17 protein-coding genes are annotated in these 17,138 nt (G+C 39.5%); 10 read left to right on the forward strand and 7 right to left on the reverse strand.

What is annotated here, in order from left to right; genetic code table 11:
- The first annotated feature begins 128 nt into the window (after nt 1-128).
- Entirely contained in the window at nt 129-1,880 is a 1,752-nt protein-coding gene (locus tag ACZ5WS_RS08680; RefSeq protein ID WP_138605005.1) for a DNA repair helicase RadD, read from the forward strand.
- A gap of 36 nt (nt 1,881-1,916) precedes the next feature.
- On the opposite strand, the gene ACZ5WS_RS08685 is transcribed toward ACZ5WS_RS08680, so the two are convergent.
- Nucleotides 1,917-2,249 carry a ribonuclease E inhibitor RraB gene (locus ACZ5WS_RS08685; RefSeq protein WP_075169602.1) on the reverse strand — a complete coding sequence of 111 codons (333 nt, stop codon included), beginning with the start codon at nt 2,247-2,249 and terminating at the stop codon, nt 1,917-1,919.
- Nucleotides 2,250-2,477: 228 nt separating this feature from the next.
- Between ACZ5WS_RS08685 and ACZ5WS_RS08690 the strand changes: the two genes are divergently transcribed.
- From ACZ5WS_RS08690 to ACZ5WS_RS08700, 3 genes are read left to right on the forward strand one after another with little or no spacing between them, the layout of a single operon-like run.
- Nucleotides 2,478-4,205 carry an autotransporter assembly complex protein TamA gene (locus ACZ5WS_RS08690; protein ID WP_464707768.1) on the forward strand — a complete coding sequence of 576 codons (1,728 nt, stop codon included), beginning with the start codon at nt 2,478-2,480 and terminating at the stop codon, nt 4,203-4,205.
- Nucleotides 4,205-7,876, forward strand: coding sequence for an autotransporter assembly complex protein TamB (gene tamB, locus ACZ5WS_RS08695; RefSeq protein ID WP_464707770.1), 3,672 nt, complete (start codon nt 4,205-4,207; stop codon nt 7,874-7,876). Before ACZ5WS_RS08690 ends, tamB begins: the two co-directional genes overlap by 1 nt.
- 38 nt (nt 7,877-7,914) lie before the next feature.
- Nucleotides 7,915-8,796: a peptidylprolyl isomerase gene (locus ACZ5WS_RS08700; protein WP_138605002.1), complete on the forward strand. Its 882-nt coding sequence runs from the start codon at nt 7,915-7,917 to the stop codon at nt 8,794-8,796.
- A gap of 33 nt (nt 8,797-8,829) precedes the next feature.
- On the opposite strand, the gene queF is transcribed toward ACZ5WS_RS08700, so the two are convergent.
- Nucleotides 8,830-9,675: an NADPH-dependent 7-cyano-7-deazaguanine reductase QueF gene (gene queF / locus ACZ5WS_RS08705; protein WP_055012787.1), complete on the reverse strand. Its 846-nt coding sequence runs from the start codon at nt 9,673-9,675 to the stop codon at nt 8,830-8,832.
- 59 nt (nt 9,676-9,734) lie between these two features.
- Here queF and syd point away from each other — a divergent pair, with 59 nt between their 5' ends.
- Nucleotides 9,735-10,274 (forward strand): SecY-interacting protein, encoded by a 540-nt coding sequence (syd, locus tag ACZ5WS_RS08710; RefSeq protein ID WP_138605001.1) that lies wholly within the window; start codon nt 9,735-9,737, stop codon nt 10,272-10,274.
- Between the two features lie 55 nt (nt 10,275-10,329).
- On the opposite strand, the gene ACZ5WS_RS08715 is transcribed toward syd, so the two are convergent.
- From ACZ5WS_RS08715 to ACZ5WS_RS08725, 3 genes are all read right to left on the reverse strand, one after another.
- Nucleotides 10,330-11,103, reverse strand: coding sequence for a Zn-ribbon-containing protein (locus ACZ5WS_RS08715; RefSeq protein WP_138605000.1), 774 nt, complete (start codon nt 11,101-11,103; stop codon nt 10,330-10,332).
- A 13-nt stretch (nt 11,104-11,116) separates the two neighbouring features.
- Complete coding sequence (locus tag ACZ5WS_RS08720) at nt 11,117-11,386, reverse strand: hypothetical protein (RefSeq protein WP_054202444.1); 270 nt, start codon at nt 11,384-11,386, stop codon at nt 11,117-11,119.
- Between the two features lie 104 nt (nt 11,387-11,490).
- On the reverse strand, nt 11,491-11,724 hold the full coding sequence (locus tag ACZ5WS_RS08725) for a DUF2789 domain-containing protein (RefSeq protein WP_010388246.1): 234 nt from the start codon (nt 11,722-11,724) through the stop codon (nt 11,491-11,493).
- Between the two features lie 287 nt (nt 11,725-12,011).
- On the opposite strand from ACZ5WS_RS08725, the gene ACZ5WS_RS08730 reads away from it, so the two are divergent.
- Nucleotides 12,012-12,662, forward strand: a complete 651-nt coding sequence (locus ACZ5WS_RS08730; protein WP_008109415.1) for a GNAT family N-acetyltransferase — start codon at nt 12,012-12,014, stop codon at nt 12,660-12,662.
- 604 nt (nt 12,663-13,266) lie between these two features.
- Here ACZ5WS_RS08730 and ACZ5WS_RS08735 read toward each other — a convergent pair.
- Both ACZ5WS_RS08735 and ACZ5WS_RS08740 read right to left on the reverse strand, forming a co-directional pair.
- On the reverse strand, nt 13,267-13,566 hold the full coding sequence (locus ACZ5WS_RS08735; RefSeq protein ID WP_008109417.1) for a DUF3301 domain-containing protein: 300 nt from the start codon (nt 13,564-13,566) through the stop codon (nt 13,267-13,269).
- Nucleotides 13,567-14,595, reverse strand: coding sequence for a DUF3549 family protein (locus tag ACZ5WS_RS08740; RefSeq protein WP_055012793.1), 1,029 nt, complete (start codon nt 14,593-14,595; stop codon nt 13,567-13,569). It lies immediately after the preceding gene.
- Between the two features lie 103 nt (nt 14,596-14,698).
- On the opposite strand from ACZ5WS_RS08740, the gene ACZ5WS_RS08745 reads away from it, so the two are divergent.
- The 4 genes from ACZ5WS_RS08745 to ACZ5WS_RS08760 are packed head-to-tail and all read left to right on the forward strand — an operon-like array spanning nt 14,699 to nt 17,116.
- Nucleotides 14,699-15,019 carry a YqcC family protein gene (locus tag ACZ5WS_RS08745; RefSeq protein WP_138604999.1) on the forward strand — a complete coding sequence of 107 codons (321 nt, stop codon included), beginning with the start codon at nt 14,699-14,701 and terminating at the stop codon, nt 15,017-15,019.
- Nucleotides 15,012-15,776 (forward strand): tRNA pseudouridine(65) synthase TruC, encoded by a 765-nt coding sequence (gene truC, locus ACZ5WS_RS08750; RefSeq protein ID WP_138604998.1) that lies wholly within the window; start codon nt 15,012-15,014, stop codon nt 15,774-15,776. Before ACZ5WS_RS08745 ends, truC begins: the two co-directional genes overlap by 8 nt.
- Nucleotides 15,776-16,225, forward strand: a complete 450-nt coding sequence (locus tag ACZ5WS_RS08755) for a flavodoxin (RefSeq protein ID WP_138604997.1) — start codon at nt 15,776-15,778, stop codon at nt 16,223-16,225. Before truC ends, ACZ5WS_RS08755 begins: the two co-directional genes overlap by 1 nt.
- A gap of 15 nt (nt 16,226-16,240) precedes the next feature.
- Nucleotides 16,241-17,116 (forward strand): glycosyltransferase family protein, encoded by an 876-nt coding sequence (locus ACZ5WS_RS08760; RefSeq protein ID WP_138604996.1) that lies wholly within the window; start codon nt 16,241-16,243, stop codon nt 17,114-17,116.
- Nucleotides 17,117-17,138 lie beyond the last annotated feature (22 nt).

A 17,138-nucleotide genomic window follows, 5' to 3' on the forward strand; every position in this document is an offset into this window, starting at 1 on the left:
CCCAGATACTGGGGCCGTTTTTTATTTTTAAAGGAAATATAATTAAAACTTTTTAAATATTTATAAATGGCTATTAAAAAGTGGTTTGTTTGTTAAAATTTAACTACATAAACTAAGTTAATATCTAAATGACCTACACCCTTAGACCCTATCAGAGCGAAGCGGTTGAACGCACCGTTTTACACTTTAGAAAAACTAACGAACCTGCTGTTATTGTTTTACCTACAGGTGCGGGTAAAAGTTTGGTGATAGCTGAACTTGCGCGTATTGCTAAACAAAAAATATTGGTGTTGGCGCACGTAAAAGAATTAGTGGAGCAAAATGCTCAAAAATATAAAAGCTTTGGTCTTGAGGCGAGTATATTTTCCGCAGGACTCAAAGAGAAGTCGTTAATCCACCAAGTTACTTTTGCCAGTGTGCAGTCGTTATCGCGTAATCTAAATAAACTTAATGAGCACTACTCATTACTTATTATTGATGAGTGTCACAGAGTAAATGGCGAAAAGAAAAGCCAATACGGAAAAGTTATTAATGCACTTAAATCTCACAACCCTGAATTAAAAGTATTAGGTTTAACCGCGACGCCTTACCGATTAGGGCTAGGCTGGATTTATCAGCATCATTACCATGGCTTTGTGCGTGGTAATAAGGAAAGCCCATTCAAACGCTGTATTTTTGAATTACCTTTGCGTTATATGATCAAGCATAACTACTTAACTCCCCCTAAAGAGGTTGATGCTGCAATTAGCCATTATGACTTTTCATCTTTAACTAGCAATGCATTTGGGCAGTATAGCAATGAGGATATGAATGCGCTGTTAAAAAAATCGACCCGTGCAACTCAAACAATTCTGCAGCAGGTTATTCAATATAGTGAGAAGCGCCATGGCGTGATGATATTTGCTGCTACGGTTATGCATGCACAAGAGATAATGACTTATTTACCCGAGGATGAAAGTGCGCTGATCACCGGAGATACTCCCAATAGCGAACGCGATAAAATAATTAAACAATTCAAAGCTAAAAAAGTAAAGTATTTAGTGAATATATCGGTTCTTACTACCGGCTTTGATGCACCCCATGTAGATTTTATTGCTATTTTACGGCCCACAGAGTCAGTAAGTTTATACCAGCAAATTGTCGGTAGAGGTTTAAGGTTGGCTGAGGGTAAAGATGATTGTTTAGTGATTGACTATGCGGGTAATGGCTTTGACTTGTTCTACCCTGAGGTTGGTGATAAAAAAGGCGATAGCGATAATGAACCCGTGCAAGTGCTGTGTCCTGGGTGTGGCTTTGCCAATATATTTTGGGGTAAAACAGAGGCTGATGGCAAAGTAATCGAGCACTTTGGTAGGCGTTGCCAAGGCTTATTAGAGGACGATAATGGGGTAAGCGAGCAATGCGATTATCGTTTTCGTTTTAAAGAGTGTGAGCAGTGCGGCGCACAAAATGATATTGCTGCTCGAAAATGCCATGACTGTGGTGCTGTGATGGCCGATCCTGATGATAAGCTTCGTAATGCGTTAAATCTTAAAGATGCATTAGTACTTCGTTGTAGTGGCTTGAGTGTGACTAAACTTAAAGAGCAATTGTTAAAAGTTACTTATTTTGATGAAGACGGAGCCAGTTGTGATGAAGTTTTTGATTTAGCAAACAAAGGATCACAGTATTACTTTAATAAGCAATTTGGTAAGCGTGTAGGGCAGGGACAGTCACCAATTGAATTTATCAGTGCAGAGCAAGTTATAAAAGCCCAGTTTGATTTAATACCACCGGATTTTGTGATTGCTCGAAAAAGTAAAAAGTATGGCTGGAAAGTAGCAGATAAACTTTTTGATTATAAAGGCAGCTTTAGAAAAGCAAACCAGCTAAGCCGATAGGCTAAGCTGGATATCTCATTCATCATGAAATTAGGGTTATACTTCTTCTGCGTCTAATCCCCAACCATCGCCATAACCATTTAAGCTATTAGCGATACTTTCAATATATTGTTCTGCTTGGCCTAAAAGTGCATGCTCTGGAACCATTTTTACATGGGCTATTACCTCCCAAACACCGGTATCTTTACATTTCTCAACATCAGCAGTTTGCACTAATGCATCGTTTACAATCTCAGTTGCAAATTTTTCGGCATCAGCCTGTTGTTCAAATAAAATGTAAAAATCAATTTGTTGCATTTTACTTAAATCTACACCGGCGGCAGAAATTTCAGCAAGAAGCTGGCCATTATCATCATCAGGAAATTGCATTTAAAACTCATAAATTAGTGTTTATTCATTAGCACTATTGTAACCAAAATAAATCATTAAAGCGCAAAAATTTTTAGTTAAGCTTAAAGCGGTTTAAAAGATTCGCATAGAGCCAGCTAATATTTTAGACGCTGATAATGATTAAGTTAATGTTAGGCTCATTATCGCTATGCTATTATTGTGTCGTTAATTTGTTGTTTTTTATGGGTACATAGTAAGGATGATTACTTGTTCAATCAGTTTTTAAAATCCGTTATTTGTTTTTGCTTATTTTTGAGCTTTTTCGCTATTGCAGCTGACAATAAAATTGAAGATTATGAAATAAAAGGAATTAGTGGAGAGTTAGAAAACAACGTTGCTCTTTATTTAAAACCTTTAGTGGGTGAAAAACCAACGCGCTCACTGCGTCGTTACGCTAAAACGCAAGTTGAAGATAGCTTAAAGGCATTAGGTTATTACAGTCCAAATGTAACTATTGATTTTAATAAAGATGAGCGTGAGCTTGTTGCGACTATTGAACGCGGCTCCGCAACTCGTATTGAGACGCTTAATATTAGCGTTAACGGGGAAGCTAAACATGACCCATTAATTCAGCAAGTTATTGAAAGTTTAGAGTTAAAGCAAGGCGACATTTTAAATCATGGAATGTATAGCGCAGCCTATAAAAAAATTGAATCCGTTTTGTTGGAGCATGGTTACTTTGACGCAAAATGGCCTGCCCGAAAATTTGAAGTGTCATTAAAAAAACACAGCGCCATTATTACCTTTACCATTGAAAGTGGTGTGCGTTATCGCTTTGGTGATGTGTTAATTACCAATCAAAGCCCAGCAGAAAAATATATTCGCTCTTTAGCCCCGTTTGAAATGGGTGAGCACTATAAAGCATCTAAGATTGCTGACTACAACCTAGATTTATCGAGCACTCCTTATTTTACAAGCGTGCGTGTTTACGCTGATATTTCAGCTAGAAAAAACAGCCAAGTGCCTATTAAAGTGGACGTATTACATAAGCCCGCGAATAGCTACGAAATTGGTGGCGGGTTCAATACCGAATTGGGTCCAAAGGTACGGTTTAAGTGGAGTAAACCATGGATCACGGAGCAAGGACACTACCTAGAAAGCAATCTTAATATTGCAAAAAAACAACAAGATATTTCTATGGCGTATACCATCCCTGTTAATAATCCGAATGATGATTTATGGCGTTTATCAGCAGGCTATAAGCTCGAAGATGAATTAGCCGACAATATTTACAGTGAAATTTTAACAGCGCAGTTGCAAAGGCAATGGCTCACCGAGCAAAAATGGATAAGAACTGCATTTATCAGGCGCGAGCAAGAAACCTATCGGATTGGCGACGGGCTAGAACGCACCACAGAAATGTTATTACCAGGTGTCAGTTATGCCCGAAAGCAATCGAAGGGAGGAACCACCCCTTATTCGGGAGAGCAGTGGTCTATATCGGCAGAGTTTGGTCTCGATAGTGTACTCTCTAGTACCAATATTGTTAGGGTGCAATTACAGCATGCATGGTTGCGCACTTATCTTAATAAGCACCTTGTGTTTTTAAAAGCAAACTTAGGGGCCATGTTAGTTGACGATATTAACAATGTTCCATATTCATTAAGGTTTTATGCTGGTGGCGATCAAAGTGTGCGCGGCTTTGCTTATCAATCAATCTCACCAGAAAATGACAATGGGGATCGCATCGGCGGTAAATATTTAATCGCGACGACTGCTGAATATAATTACCAATTTGCCAAAAACTGGCGAGCAGCTTTATTTGTTGATGGAGGGACGGCGACCAATGATTTTTCTGAGCAATTTGAAATAGGTGCAGGGTTTGGTTTTCGTTATTTAACGCCTATAGGACCAATAAGAATAGATCATGCGTGGGGACTCACTAAAGAAAGCAAAAGCACTCGTTTAAGTATTACCATAGGGCCGGAAATTTAATGTCTGTATTTAAAAAAGTCACTGCAGCACTTAGCACCTTAGTTGTTGCTGTATTAGTGACATTGTTTTGCGTTGTTTTTACAGCTCCAGGTAACCAGCTAATTGCTTATAGCGCCAATAAGTTAGTTGACGGCTTAAAAATTGAAATAAAAAGCGGGCGTTTTTTATATAATGATGCGTTTAATTTTCGCTTTGAGCGTGACGGTTTATTACTTGATGCTCAGCAGCTTAAACTAGATTTATTTTGGTGGCACTGTGATGGTATGTGTATTGATAACTTAAGTGCCCGGTCTATAAAACTAAACTTACCAGCATCGTCATCTAATTCTCCTGATACATCTAACGAACCGTTGGAACAAATCAGTTTGCCATTTAATATTGCACTTAAGCGTTTAGCGGTCAGTGAGTTTGTGTTAAATCACACAAGTGCAAACGTAGTTGTTAATAATATGGAGATTGCTGCAAAGGCACAAGGTGCTGATATTCAAATTAAAAACGTGAATATTCCGAGTGTTTTAATCGCGTTAAAAGAGCAGCCTGGAGAAAATACAGCCAGTTCTACCCCAATTACTGAGTTACCAGCATTACCTAATATCGCATTTATGTCGCCACTCAATATTTACCTAGAACAGTTTAATATTGCGCAGTTCACAGTGGAGCAGAATGCACAGCAAAATGTGGTAATTAATATTGCGCTACAAATGAAGCTAATAGGTTCTGAGATTAACGTTGCTTCATTGTCTGCAAATTATCAGCAGTGGCAGCTTAATACTGCACTTAACGCAAAGCTTAAAGGCCGCTTACCAATTAATGGCGATATCAGTCTAAAAGGGCATGGTTATGATGCCAATATACAAATAGGCGGAGACTTAGAAAAGCTCAATGTAGATATAAAAAGCAGTGAATCATTTCCTTTTGAACTAGCTGCTACGGCTAATCTTAAACAACCAAATTATCCATTTAGTGTTAATGGCGATGTAGAGCAGTGGATTATCGAAACAGCAAGTAAAGAGTTAAAGATAACCGACGTAAAATTAACCGCACAAGGCAATGCTAACGATTATCAGTTATCGTTATTTGGTAATAGTCAGTTAGGTGCTTATCCAACTGTGAATATTAACAGTCAAATTAATGGCTCACTGAGCGAAGCAAACTTAAAAAAGTTAGCCCTTAAAGCGAATGAGAGCCAAGCTACTATCCAAGCGAATATCGACTGGCAAAATGGGGTTAGTGCTAACTTTAGCGGCGCGCTATCGAGTTTAAAAGCGCAATACCTCACTGACACACTTACCAGTGATATTTCAGGGCAGTTTAAAGGGGCATTTGTTACCAGTTTAAATAGCTGGCAATTAAGTATGGATGACACCCAATTAAGCGGGTTACTAAATGATGTACCGCTTAATTTTGCTGCTCAATTTAACTTAAATGATGAACTTAAAGCCACTGTAAAAAAATTTAACCTTAGCAGTGGCACAAATAGGTTAACCTTAACAGGTGAAGTCGATCAGCAATGGCAGATTAATGGGGCTATTGCGCTGCAAAGTAATGATGAGGCAAAGCTTCCGTTTATTGCTAATGGTAAAGCAGATTTAAGTATAAGAGGCGAGCGGTTGACGCCTGCAGTTGATTTAGCGTTAAAGCTAGAGCAGTTTATTTATGACGATATTAATATTAATAAGTTGGCGTTAAAAGCACAGTTAGACACCGCTACCGATTGGCAAACAGATATTAGCGTTACTCTTGATTCAGCGCGTGTCATGCATCACTTAATTAATAAAGTGGAAATAGTTGGTAGTGGTGATAAAACCGATCACCAACTAAGTGCATCTATTGATGCTGATGCTGGGGCTGCTACGTTTGAGCTAAATGGCAAACTTGCTAACGCGATTTGGCAAGGTGAACTCAGTAATATTAGCATAAGTGATAAAACGCTTAGCTTTGAAAATGCTAAAGATATAGCTGTAACTATAGATTCGAAAACGGGCGACTTTAATGTGAGTGCGCATTGTTGGCAATCGAGTAATAGTAAGTTATGTATTGATAGATTAAATCAAACCCGCGAATTAGGCCAGCTTAACGTAAAACTGGCCAATCTTGAATTGCGAGAGCTAAAACATTGGTTACCAGATAATATAATAACACGTGGTGATATAGCGGGAGACTTTGCTGCTAATTGGCAAGCTGGCACACTTAAAACTCTACGCGCTAATTTAAATTCATCAGGGCTTAACGCGGTACTTATTAACGAAGAAGACCGATTTACGCTACCTATAGAAACGCTAAACATAAGCGCTTTTTCTGATGCTAAGGTTGGCCAAATAGAAGCTAACATAGAATCGAGTGTTTTGGGTAAAGTAACGACTAAAGTTGATATTGATGATATTCGAAATAAGCAAACGCTTAACGGTAATATTCAAATTGATAAAATTTTATTGTCTGATATACAGCCTTTTTTATACACCTTCGAGCAGCTTAATGGCGCCATTCATGGGCAAGTTGCATTAGCAGGCACACTAAAAGACCCTTTGTTAGAGGGAAATTTAAACATAGAGAATATCAACCTAGAAGGTGAACAACTGCCTGTTGCCCTTAAAAACTCCAGTATTAATGTGGCGTTTAATAAGTCCACCGCCACCATTGAGGGAGATTTAAATGACCCTCAAGGCGGACAGGTAAAATTAACGGGGAATGTTGATTGGCAAGGTGAACAACCAGCTGTAAATATGAATGTAGTCGGCAGTGAGTTTTTTGTAAGAGCGCAACAAGGCGTGGTGTTTAAAGTATCACCAGAGTTAAAAATAAGTTTAGCTGACAATGCACTTAAGCTGGCAGGTAATGTTGTAGTGCCTTATGGTCGAATAGAAATTGAAGAGCTGCCAGAGGGGGCTGTACAGGTTAGTGATGATGAAATAATTTTGGATCAAACTACGCAAAATACTAAAAAAGCCCCATTTAACTACGATATTGATTTAAAAGTAACGGTTAAAAATGATGTCAGAGTAGCCTCATTTGGACTTGAGTCTAAAGTAGTGGGTGATATGGATATAAAAATGAGCCAAGACTCACCCATTATTGCCATTGGTGAGCTTAATCTAATTGAAGGAACTTACTTGGCATTTGGTCAAGACTTAATAATTAGAACCGGGCAAATTGGTTTCAGTGGCGCAATAGATAAGCCTCATTTAAATATTAAAGCCATTCGCAATCCAAATAATACCGCCGATGGTGTTATTGCAGGTGTTACTTTAACTGGCAGTGTTGAGCAGCCAAATTTAAAAGTATTTTCAGAGCCGGGCATGGACCAAGCACAAGCCCTAGCGTATTTGCTGAATGGTCAACCATTGGGGGAGGGCGACAGTTCAACGGATGCAATGTTAACTCAATTACTACTTTCTCAAGGAGTGAGCCGAAGCGAAAGCTTAGTGTCTAAAGTCGGTGAATCGTTTGGCTTGTCAGATGTGAGCTTAAGCTCTAAAGGGAGTGGCGAGCAAACAAAGGTAGAAATATCAGGTTATTTAGCACCGAGTTTGCAGGTTAAATATAGCGTGGGGGTATTTGAGTCGCTCAGTGAAGTGGCAGTGCGTTATCAGCTAATGTCGAAGTTATATATAGAAATAACCAGTGGCCTGTATCAAAATGTCGACATACTGTATAAATTCAATTGGGATTAACCTTTATCTACCAATACCAATAATAAAAAGGAAAAGGTATGAAAAAATTCGTAATCACTATTATAGCGTCGGCTTTGCTCGGCGGATGTGTCCAGCAAAGCACTTTGCCATCAACGCCAGTTAAAAGCCTAACCAGTAGTGAGATTATTGCTGCTACAACAGATGAGCAATGGCGATGGGTTGATCCTGAGAATATTTTAAAACTAACCCTACCTACCGGTGCTGCGTATATTGAGCTCAATCCAGCGCTTGCGCCAAAACACAGTGCTAATATTAAAGAATTGGCACGACAGGGCTTTTATCAGGGCACTCATATTTATCGTTTTGTGGAAGGGTTTGTTGCTCAAGGTGGTGATAGCACGGGTAAAAAGTTAACTAAAACCAAAAATAGCACATTACCTGCCGAGTTTTATTTAACCACGAATAAGCCGCTTATGATAACTGAAATGGGTAGGGATGGTTATGCACCAATAACCGGATTTTTAAATGGTTTTGCGGTGGCGCAAAATGAAACACGTGATCAAACATGGCAAATTCATTGCCATGGTGTATTTGCAATGGCGCGCGGCAACGATATTAATAGTGCCAGCACGGAATTTTTTGTCACCATAGGGCAAGGTCCACGTTATTTAGACAAAAATATCACCGTATTTGGGCGAGTACTTACAGGTATTGCACATTTTCATCAGCTAGCGCGCACACCTAAAGGTGGTAGCGAGTTTAATCCTATTACAGATTTACAAGTATTAGCCGACGTTAGCAGCGATCACAGCCGATTTAAAGTAATGAAAACAGACTCAGATGCATTTAAACAGTTAATTTCAGCACGAGGTAGTCGTAGTGAGGAATGGTTTGCGTATAGCCATAATTACATTGATGTGTGTGGAATGCCTGTACCAACTAAGCAACTTAACGATTAAAAAAAGGAGCCTCAGGCTCCTTTTTTGTTTAGCTTATTGACGGTTTATTTTTACCGCAAAAGGGGTATCGTTATGATGCGTTGAGCGATATGGATTAATATCAAGGCCGCCACGACGCGTATAGCGCGCGTAAACTTCAAGCTCTTTAATATTCAATTGAGTGGTTAGGTCGCTGTAAATACGCTCTACACATTGCTCATGGAACTCATTATGGGTCCTGAACGAAATTAAATAGCGTAATAATGACTCACGACACACTTGCTCACCAGTATAACGAATAATAATGCTGGCCCAATCCGGTTGCGAAGTAATTAAACAGTTTGATTTAAGTAAGTGGCTATGCAAGGTTTCGCTAACCACTTTATCGCTTTGTGACTTTAAAGAATGTGCGTCAATATGGTAGTTATCTATTTCAATATCTAACTCATCAATACACTCACCAGGAAGTGGTGTGCAAGGAATACAATTATAATCATCAGCGCTGTATAAGGTTACCTTTACCGGACTGTTTACCGCATTTGATAAGTCGTCAATTAAATGTTGCTTAACAATGTCAATACTTCCAAAGCGACTTTGGTTAAAGCTGTTCAGATAAAGCTTAAACGACTTTGACTCTATAATGTGACTACTTTGACATTCGAAAGTAAATATCGCCACCGCAACTTGTGGTTTGCCTTTGGTATTTAACCAAGATAGTTCGTAACCGGTCCAAATATCTTGGCCTTTGAATGGTAATGCGGCTTCATCAATGCTCAACGCGTCGCGATTAAGCTTGCGAGCAATAGGAAAAAGCAAGCTGGGCGTGTATTGATCTACATACTCAGTAGATTGACCAAGTACGCTGCCTTTAAGATCGGGAGAATTGCTGTAATCTGTCATGTTTGCTCTTAAATAGTTACAATGGGGACATTATATCTAAATTAAATGAGTTTCACAGTATGTCTGTTGCAATGCAATTAGCCCAACTTCACCAACGCTTTAGTGAAAAAACTATCAAAAATACACAAAAGCAGCCACTCATCGCCCACGATGAGCAATGGCCAAGTCCTTGTGAAATAGGCACAGCCGATGAGCACGGTATGATTCAATGGCAAGCGATAGTGAGAGAGCCTACAGGTTCTTTGGCTGATCTCGCTAACGCATTAGAGCTTGAATTTCCTGATGAACTTAGCCAGTTTTATGGCCATATGTTTGCTGGCAGTATTTTAGCCAGCGTTGATGGCCATCAAGTAGAATTATTACAAGCGTGGAATGAGGATGACTTTGACTTACTGCAACAAAATATCACGGGTCATGTTTTAATGAAGCGAAAGCTAAAGCAAGCGCCAAGTGTTTTTATTGGTTTAACTGATCAAGATGATTTACTTGTTACGGTATTAGTGGAAACAGGTGAGGTGTGCCTAGAGTATGTAGGTAAAAAGCCACATTATGTACTCGCCAAAAACCTCAGTGAATTTATAGCGTCGTTGGCAGTATAATTATAAGGTAATTTTAAGGTGTGATGTTTTAGACATAGCACCTTAAGTATGGGATTTATTGAAAATCCCATGAAATATTAGACACTAAACCACACGGCTCACACCTAAAATCAAATAAACCAAACCACGGCTCAGGTAATTTCCATTCACCTTGGCAACTTGGGCATTTACGCTTAAGCTCCGAGGTTTTATCAACCCCACCTACACGGTATAAGTAATAGTAAACTGGCTTTTTAGTTAAAAAGCTGATGCGTTTGCTAATATCTTTACCTCGGCGATACAAATCACTTTGTGTGCTGGCTATTTCCTCTAGTGCAGGAAATTCACAGCGAGTTGCGCCATTAATTTGAATTTGATCGCATGCTTGCCAATCTTCTTGCCATTTAATCAGGGTTTTATAATCGCCATTGGCAATTGCCGGAATATTAAATAGCGGAACGGGTAAAAAGTCATCGCCACAATACAGTGGGCTGCAGGTGTGCACATAGGTAGTATATAAAATATAGCTTGAGGGCTCTTTACAACCATCGGCGCCGTTTGAATGAATGTCTTGACCTATTATTTTCACTTTAGGTGCTAACAAGCCTGCATCATGAAGCTTTTCAACACTGTGTTTTACAAATTCACTGTTGTTAAGTGGATGCATAGCGTCTTCGGTCGGACACATAACGCGTGTTATAAAATAGCCATCTTTTAACACCGTTGGAAATTCTTCTCCAATGATTTGGCCATTAAAACGTAATGCATTTACCAAGCGGTTTATTGCTTGCTCGGCTTGCTCTAAGGTGGTGTCTTGGTAGCAATCAAATGTTAAATCAACAACAAACATTTATAGTCTCAAATTATTTTGGCGCGAGCAGTGTAAGTAATTGATCTAACTTTTGCTCAATTCTATCTAATTGAGAGCTGTTTTGACCTTCATTACTGGCACTTTGCTTTGGGGTTTTCATTAAATTATAAATTGAATCAGGATTATTCTTATATTGACTCACCGCAGCAATAATAACCGGCATTGGGGTCGGTGTTGTTAAACGACTTTTAGTTAGTGCAACAGTGGGAACTTTGCCTTCATCAAGAAGGACTTTAATAGCTTCAAATACAGCAGCATTCATTCAATTATAACTCTTTTATAAAGTAAGCTCGCAACATTGACGCTGCGAGCGGGTATGGTATCAATAAAGTGGCTAAGGCACATTAAAGTGCGCCATAAAATTAATTATTTTTGACGAAGACGTACGTCTAGTTCATCAATTACTTCACTCCAATCGCCATCAACCGCTAGCGATTCGGCAATAAAATGTTGTTGGGCTTCATCCCAAAAGGGAGCATCTTGCAACAAGGTTGTATCGGCAATGGAGTGCGAGGCAATAAATGCATCTATTTGCGCATCCGAATCCGGCAGTCCTAGTTGGGCGAACAAGGTATTAATAGTATGTTTTGTTGTATCCATAATAATGCTCCTAAATGAATTAATATGTATTAACTCTAGGGGGGAATGGTATATCTAGCCAGTTTAACCCTTACTGAATCTATGCTTTATTTACTCAATAGTAAGTCGCTAAAGCATGATCTGACTCAATGCAGTGGATGAGCGTACTAACTAAAATGTAAATTCGCTTATTTGTCTCACTTAGGTATATAGTTATATAAGCATTTGGTCATCGTTGTAGTTCAAAATTAATCCCTTATGCGTTACTTGGCGTAACGATGGGGGTGTAAAATAACAAAGGAAATAAAATGACAGCCACAGCAGAATCGACAGACGCCTTTAGTGTTCAGCATATTGCACCAGAGGATATAAGCACAGCAGCCAGCCTGATATATCAGGCATATCAAAACGATCCTATTTTACAAACACTGCTAGGGTATAACGAAGACAACCCGCTCGATTATGAAAAAAAATTACGTGCACTTATCCGTGAAGAGCTCAGTAGCTTTTGGCAAGAGAAGCAGCCTTTAATCGGCCTTTACCGCAATGATAAATTAAAAGCGGTTGCCTGTGTGTTTGAGTCAAATAGCCAATTACAAGCTGAGCGTTATTGGCATTGGCGATTAAAACTGATGCTAAGTGCAGGTTATTTACAAACGAATCAATTAATTGAAAAAGAAAAAACCATTCGTGACGCCTTAAAGCCGCAAGGGAATTATTACTTTTTAGCGTTTATTGCGGTTGATCCACACTTTCACGGGCAAGGGTTTGGTCGCACTTTACTTAAAGGTTTAGATGGCTTAATACACGATAATCCTGAGTCTTCTGGTATAGCGGTATTTGTGACTCGTGACGAGCATACGAAATTTTTTAAATCGCAAGGCTTTGAGCACTTTAAACAACTTTCATTTAACCAAGTTAAGGGTGAATTACTATTTAAAGTTGCTAATGCTCAATAAAGGTAGTTGTTCATAATGGCGTATCTGTAAGCCTATGTTCCAAATCGGGCACACCAGTGTGAGATATATCCTACATTAGTGTGCTCTTTGTCAGTTTAAATCCATTATTTATCCGTTTATAAGCATCAAGCTTCTGTTATTTATAGCTATTTTAGTTTTTTCAATTTTGTGACATTAAATTTTTTAGTTTTCCTCACTATTATACCCAGCCGTTTGGTTTAAACTTTACTTTGTCAAGACGACATAGCTCAATGACTGAGCTAATGCCATGGATATGGAATCAGGCAGCATAGTAGTGACTAGCAGGAAGCGTAAAGGACAAGTTAACACGGATGCAAGGATGAAACAGGAAGTACATGAAGTACTAAAATAGCTAGGAGCTATTTAAAGGATACCAAGGATGATGCGATAGGATATTGCAGGAGCGTTAGTTTACGCAGGACGGCCAAGGCGGCAAGAGGATATTGCAGGATGCAATGGAGGGCTAACACGGTAGTTTGCTCGTTCAGTGGATGATAAACAAGGATCAGGTAAAGGATACCTTACAGGATGTTGGCAATTAGGGCGTAACTGAGGTTACGCCTTGGTTTTTTGTTTACAAAAATTATATCTTATGTGGTGGCACAACCACACTTTTTAGCTTTTCATCTTCCATGATTAACACTCCCTGATAAGCATTTTCACCATCGCTTGAAAATTCAAAAATAAATTCGCTTTTCATGCCCGGTTTACCACTTTTTAAAATGCCAAACCGACGCTTGCTACAAGCCACACTCATTAGTTGTACCTGCAATTGCTCACTTTGGCGTTTGGCATGAACGTTCGCTGCTTCGGCTATTTTACGATTTAGCCAAAAAAAATAAATTACAGCCCCAATAAGTATGAACGTCCATAAACTAGCCATTTAAGAGAATAACCTTCCAATTGCGCGAGCTAACGTCTCGCTTCTGTTTTCTTTACGTAGTAATGCTAATAAATGTGGGCGAATAGTTGGAATTGCAACTAAATCTGCAAAAATGCTGGGAAATAACTCAGCTATTTTCTCATGGTGCGCACAGTTATCCATAAATACATGCAAACGCTGTGGCTCTTCTAATTGTTTAAAGCAGCGACCTGCAATAGTTAATAAAATGTCTGAGTCTTGCCCAAGCGTAGATTCTAAAGCGCAGTCAACCAGTTGTGCGCTAAGCCCTGTTGCTTGCCCTGATGATATGGCGCGAAGCGCGGCAGAAGCCGTAACCACATCATTATTCTTAAGGGCGGTTTGTCCATAACTTAACAATAACTCACTTAACGTGGGTGGTATTTCGATGTGTTCAAGCATTGCGCTTAATGGTTGTAATACTTCAACAGGTAAATTAGGCCACGCAGCGTGTAAGTGTTTTAAGTTATCAGCACTGTTGAGGCGATAAGCAAAATCAGCAATGCCTTGTAGCGCCACACTTTGCCAATTATCAAAACCAATCTGGCCACTAAAATAAAGCTGGGCATGCTCATAATACTGTGAGGCTGGTTGTTTTAATAACACTTTAACTTGTGCATTAAACGCCGCTAATTTATTAGCATTAGGAGTAAATACGTAAGGGTTATTATCGAGTTTGCCATCGGCTTGTTCGCCGGTAATTTCTGTTCCTAGTGCTTGAATTACCATGTCTGCAAAGTGGTCGCGGCTGGCACTAACGAGTTTACTTTGTTCATCAAGTGGGAATTTTAAAAACCACACATAGGGTTCTTTGCTAGCTTTACTGTCCCAAAATTGAATCGCTAGCCATGCATGGCCTGCTAATGGGTAAGGGTAAGGAACTTGTGCTTGTTCAACAGCTAAAAATTGTTGTTTATCAAGCTTGGTAATATGCCTGCCAATATCAAAAGCACGCCATTGAGTTCCTGCACCGTCTAAAAGCTGGCCTAATGTGGCTATATGTTCACTCATGAATTTCCAACTGTTTTTACTACAAAATTACGCTAATTATACGCCATAGCGACTGTTGAGGGAACAGGGTATAATTGTGCAATATACAAAGTAAAGGGTGATTATGACTGAGCAAACCCAACTCTATTTAACACAATTAACTGCGCTACTTAAAAAGTATCAGCTTTGGCAGAATGAGCCGATTGACTCTGCATTGTTGCATTCAAGCGTCCCTTTTTGCCATGATACGCTTGCATTTGAACAGTGGTTACAGTTTGTATTTATAGAAAAAATTCAACAGATTATTACAATGAAACAACCGTTACCGCGTAATTTTGCGATTGCTCCTATGGCGCAAATGACACTCATTGATAAGTCCGGAAGCGAAGAGATTATTTCTTTGCTGACGCAATTAGATTCATTGCTTGGAGAGCCAGATGACTGAACGTCCAGCGCCAGTTGAATACGGCGAACTGAACATTCTCTATCAAGATGAGAACTATGTAGCGATTGATAAACCATCAGGCTTACTTGTTCATCGCTCCTTTTTAGATAAGCATGAAACTCAATTTGCAATGCAAATGCTACGCGATCAACTCGGTCAGCATGTGTTTCCTGTGCACCGTCTTGATAGGCCGACATCGGGTGTGTTGCTGTTTGCTCTAAGCTCAGAAGCCGCGCGTGATATGAATCAGTTGTTTATTGAGGGCACGATCTCAAAGCGTTATTTAGCTTTGGTACGCGGATTTGCGCCTGAATCTGTTTTTTTAGATAAACCGTTAAAAGAAGAACTAGACAAAATCGCTGATAAATTTGCCGATCAGAATAAAGATGCTCAAGAAGCACAAACTCAGTTTAACTGTTTGCACCAAGCTGCGTTGCCTATTCCCATAGGAAAATACCCAACGGTTAGGTATTCTTTGGTAGAGTGTTTTCCTAAAACAGGGCGTAAACATCAAATTCGTCGCCATTTAAAACATTTGTCGTTACCGATAATTGGCGACGTTAACCATGGTGATAACCAGCATAATCAGTTTTTTAGAGAGCATTTCTCCCTTAGACGATTAATGTTATTTGCTACAGAACTGCGTTTTGTACATCCTTACAGTAATGAATCGATAATAATTAAAGCGCTACTAGGTGATGCAATGTTGAGTATTTGCAAACAGTTAGGGTGGCCAAGTGAAGAAAAGGATTATTAATGGCACATATTAGTATTTTTGTAGGCAGCGTGTATGGTGGTGCTGAACGTTTAAGTGAGCAAATAAGCGATACTATAGAGCAAACTGGCCATCAGGTAAGCGTATTTGCAGAGCCAAGTTTAGAAGATCTAAAAAATGCGACGCATATTTTAATAGTTACTTCAACAACAGGACAAGGCGATATACCCGCTAACTTGGCAGAGCTTTATAATCAGCTTAACAGTACGTTTCCAATGTTAACCAATAAACCATTTGGCATTGTAGCCATGGGTGACAGAAGCTACGGTGATACGTTTTGCGCAGCAGGACGTAGCTTTGATGAACTATTACGTGACTTACAAGCTAAACCTGTGGGTAACCGACTAGAAATTGATGCCTGTGAAGACTTTGAGCCTTGGCCTGTCACCGAGCCGTGGTTACAAACTTGGCTTGATAAATTACCCTCTTAAATGCGCAGACTCTAAATGAAAAAATATAAACTGAGTTTAATTGTGCTTGCAGGTGGCTTAGGTAGTCGCTTTGGTGGCAATAAACAAATTGCAGAAATTCCAGGGCTAAATTGCACTATTATGGAGCTGAGTATTATTGATGCGCATGCTGCAGGCGTGACGCAGGTGGTGCTGATCATAAACCAAGCGGTACGCAGTGAAATAGAGCGTACTATTTTGCCCCGATTACCTAGTGATATTGATGTGGTGCTGGTGGAGCAACACATTGAAAAGGTGCCCGAACAATTTAAAGCAACACTTTGCCAGCGAGTAAAGCCTTGGGGCACAGGTCATGCTCTGTTGTGTGCCAAAGCCCACATTAATAACCCCGCTATTGTGATCACTGCCGATGACTATTATGGCAAATCTTCGTTTGTATTACTGAGTGAGCACTTTAAAAGAAGCGCTGAATGGGCAATGGTAGGGTATCCGATTATTGATACTCTTTCTGAGCACGGTGGTGTTAATCGTGGGGTATGTAAAATTGCGGATGGAAAGCTTGTTGCCGTAACCGAGTATTTGAATATTCAACAACAGTCTGAGCATATTTTTGGCGATAACCCACAGGGTTTACGTGATAAAATTAGCCCAAACTCCCTAGGCTCGATGAGTTTTTGGGGGATCACCCCCTGCTTTTTTGACTATTTGCAACAAGGCTTTGAAACGTTTTTACAGCAATATAACGTGAATACTCAGCAAGAGTACTTCTTACCTGATCAAATCCAGAAAGCTATTAATGTAAAAGCACAGCCTGTATTTGTATACACTGCAAAAGAGCCTTGGTTTGGTGTTACCTATAAATCAGAACTGACAACCATTGCGGCTACTTTGTGCGCATTACGTCAAGCGTAGCTATTAAATTATTGTCGCCTTG

The sequence above is a fragment of the Pseudoalteromonas sp. 11L1 genome (assembly GCF_055397545.1).

Coding starts and splice junctions, on each gene's coding strand:
- ACZ5WS_RS08680 (WP_138605005.1), top strand. CDS start 129: ATGACCTACACCCTTAGACCCTATCAGAGCGAAGCGGTTGAACGCACC.
- ACZ5WS_RS08685 (WP_075169602.1), bottom strand. CDS start 2,249: ATGCAATTTCCTGATGATGATAATGGCCAGCTTCTTGCTGAAATTTCT.
- tamB (WP_464707770.1), top strand. CDS start 4,205: ATGTCTGTATTTAAAAAAGTCACTGCAGCACTTAGCACCTTAGTTGTT.
- ACZ5WS_RS08700 (WP_138605002.1), top strand. CDS start 7,915: ATGAAAAAATTCGTAATCACTATTATAGCGTCGGCTTTGCTCGGCGGA.
- queF (WP_055012787.1), bottom strand. CDS start 9,675: ATGACAGATTACAGCAATTCTCCCGATCTTAAAGGCAGCGTACTTGGT.
- syd (WP_138605001.1), top strand. CDS start 9,735: ATGTCTGTTGCAATGCAATTAGCCCAACTTCACCAACGCTTTAGTGAA.
- ACZ5WS_RS08715 (WP_138605000.1), bottom strand. CDS start 11,103: ATGTTTGTTGTTGATTTAACATTTGATTGCTACCAAGACACCACCTTA.
- ACZ5WS_RS08720 (WP_054202444.1), bottom strand. CDS start 11,386: ATGAATGCTGCTGTATTTGAAGCTATTAAAGTCCTTCTTGATGAAGGC.
- ACZ5WS_RS08725 (WP_010388246.1), bottom strand. CDS start 11,724: ATGGATACAACAAAACATACTATTAATACCTTGTTCGCCCAACTAGGA.
- ACZ5WS_RS08730 (WP_008109415.1), top strand. CDS start 12,012: ATGACAGCCACAGCAGAATCGACAGACGCCTTTAGTGTTCAGCATATT.
- ACZ5WS_RS08735 (WP_008109417.1), bottom strand. CDS start 13,566: ATGGCTAGTTTATGGACGTTCATACTTATTGGGGCTGTAATTTATTTT.
- ACZ5WS_RS08740 (WP_055012793.1), bottom strand. CDS start 14,595: ATGAGTGAACATATAGCCACATTAGGCCAGCTTTTAGACGGTGCAGGA.
- ACZ5WS_RS08745 (WP_138604999.1), top strand. CDS start 14,699: ATGACTGAGCAAACCCAACTCTATTTAACACAATTAACTGCGCTACTT.
- truC (WP_138604998.1), top strand. CDS start 15,012: ATGACTGAACGTCCAGCGCCAGTTGAATACGGCGAACTGAACATTCTC.
- ACZ5WS_RS08755 (WP_138604997.1), top strand. CDS start 15,776: ATGGCACATATTAGTATTTTTGTAGGCAGCGTGTATGGTGGTGCTGAA.
- ACZ5WS_RS08760 (WP_138604996.1), top strand. CDS start 16,241: ATGAAAAAATATAAACTGAGTTTAATTGTGCTTGCAGGTGGCTTAGGT.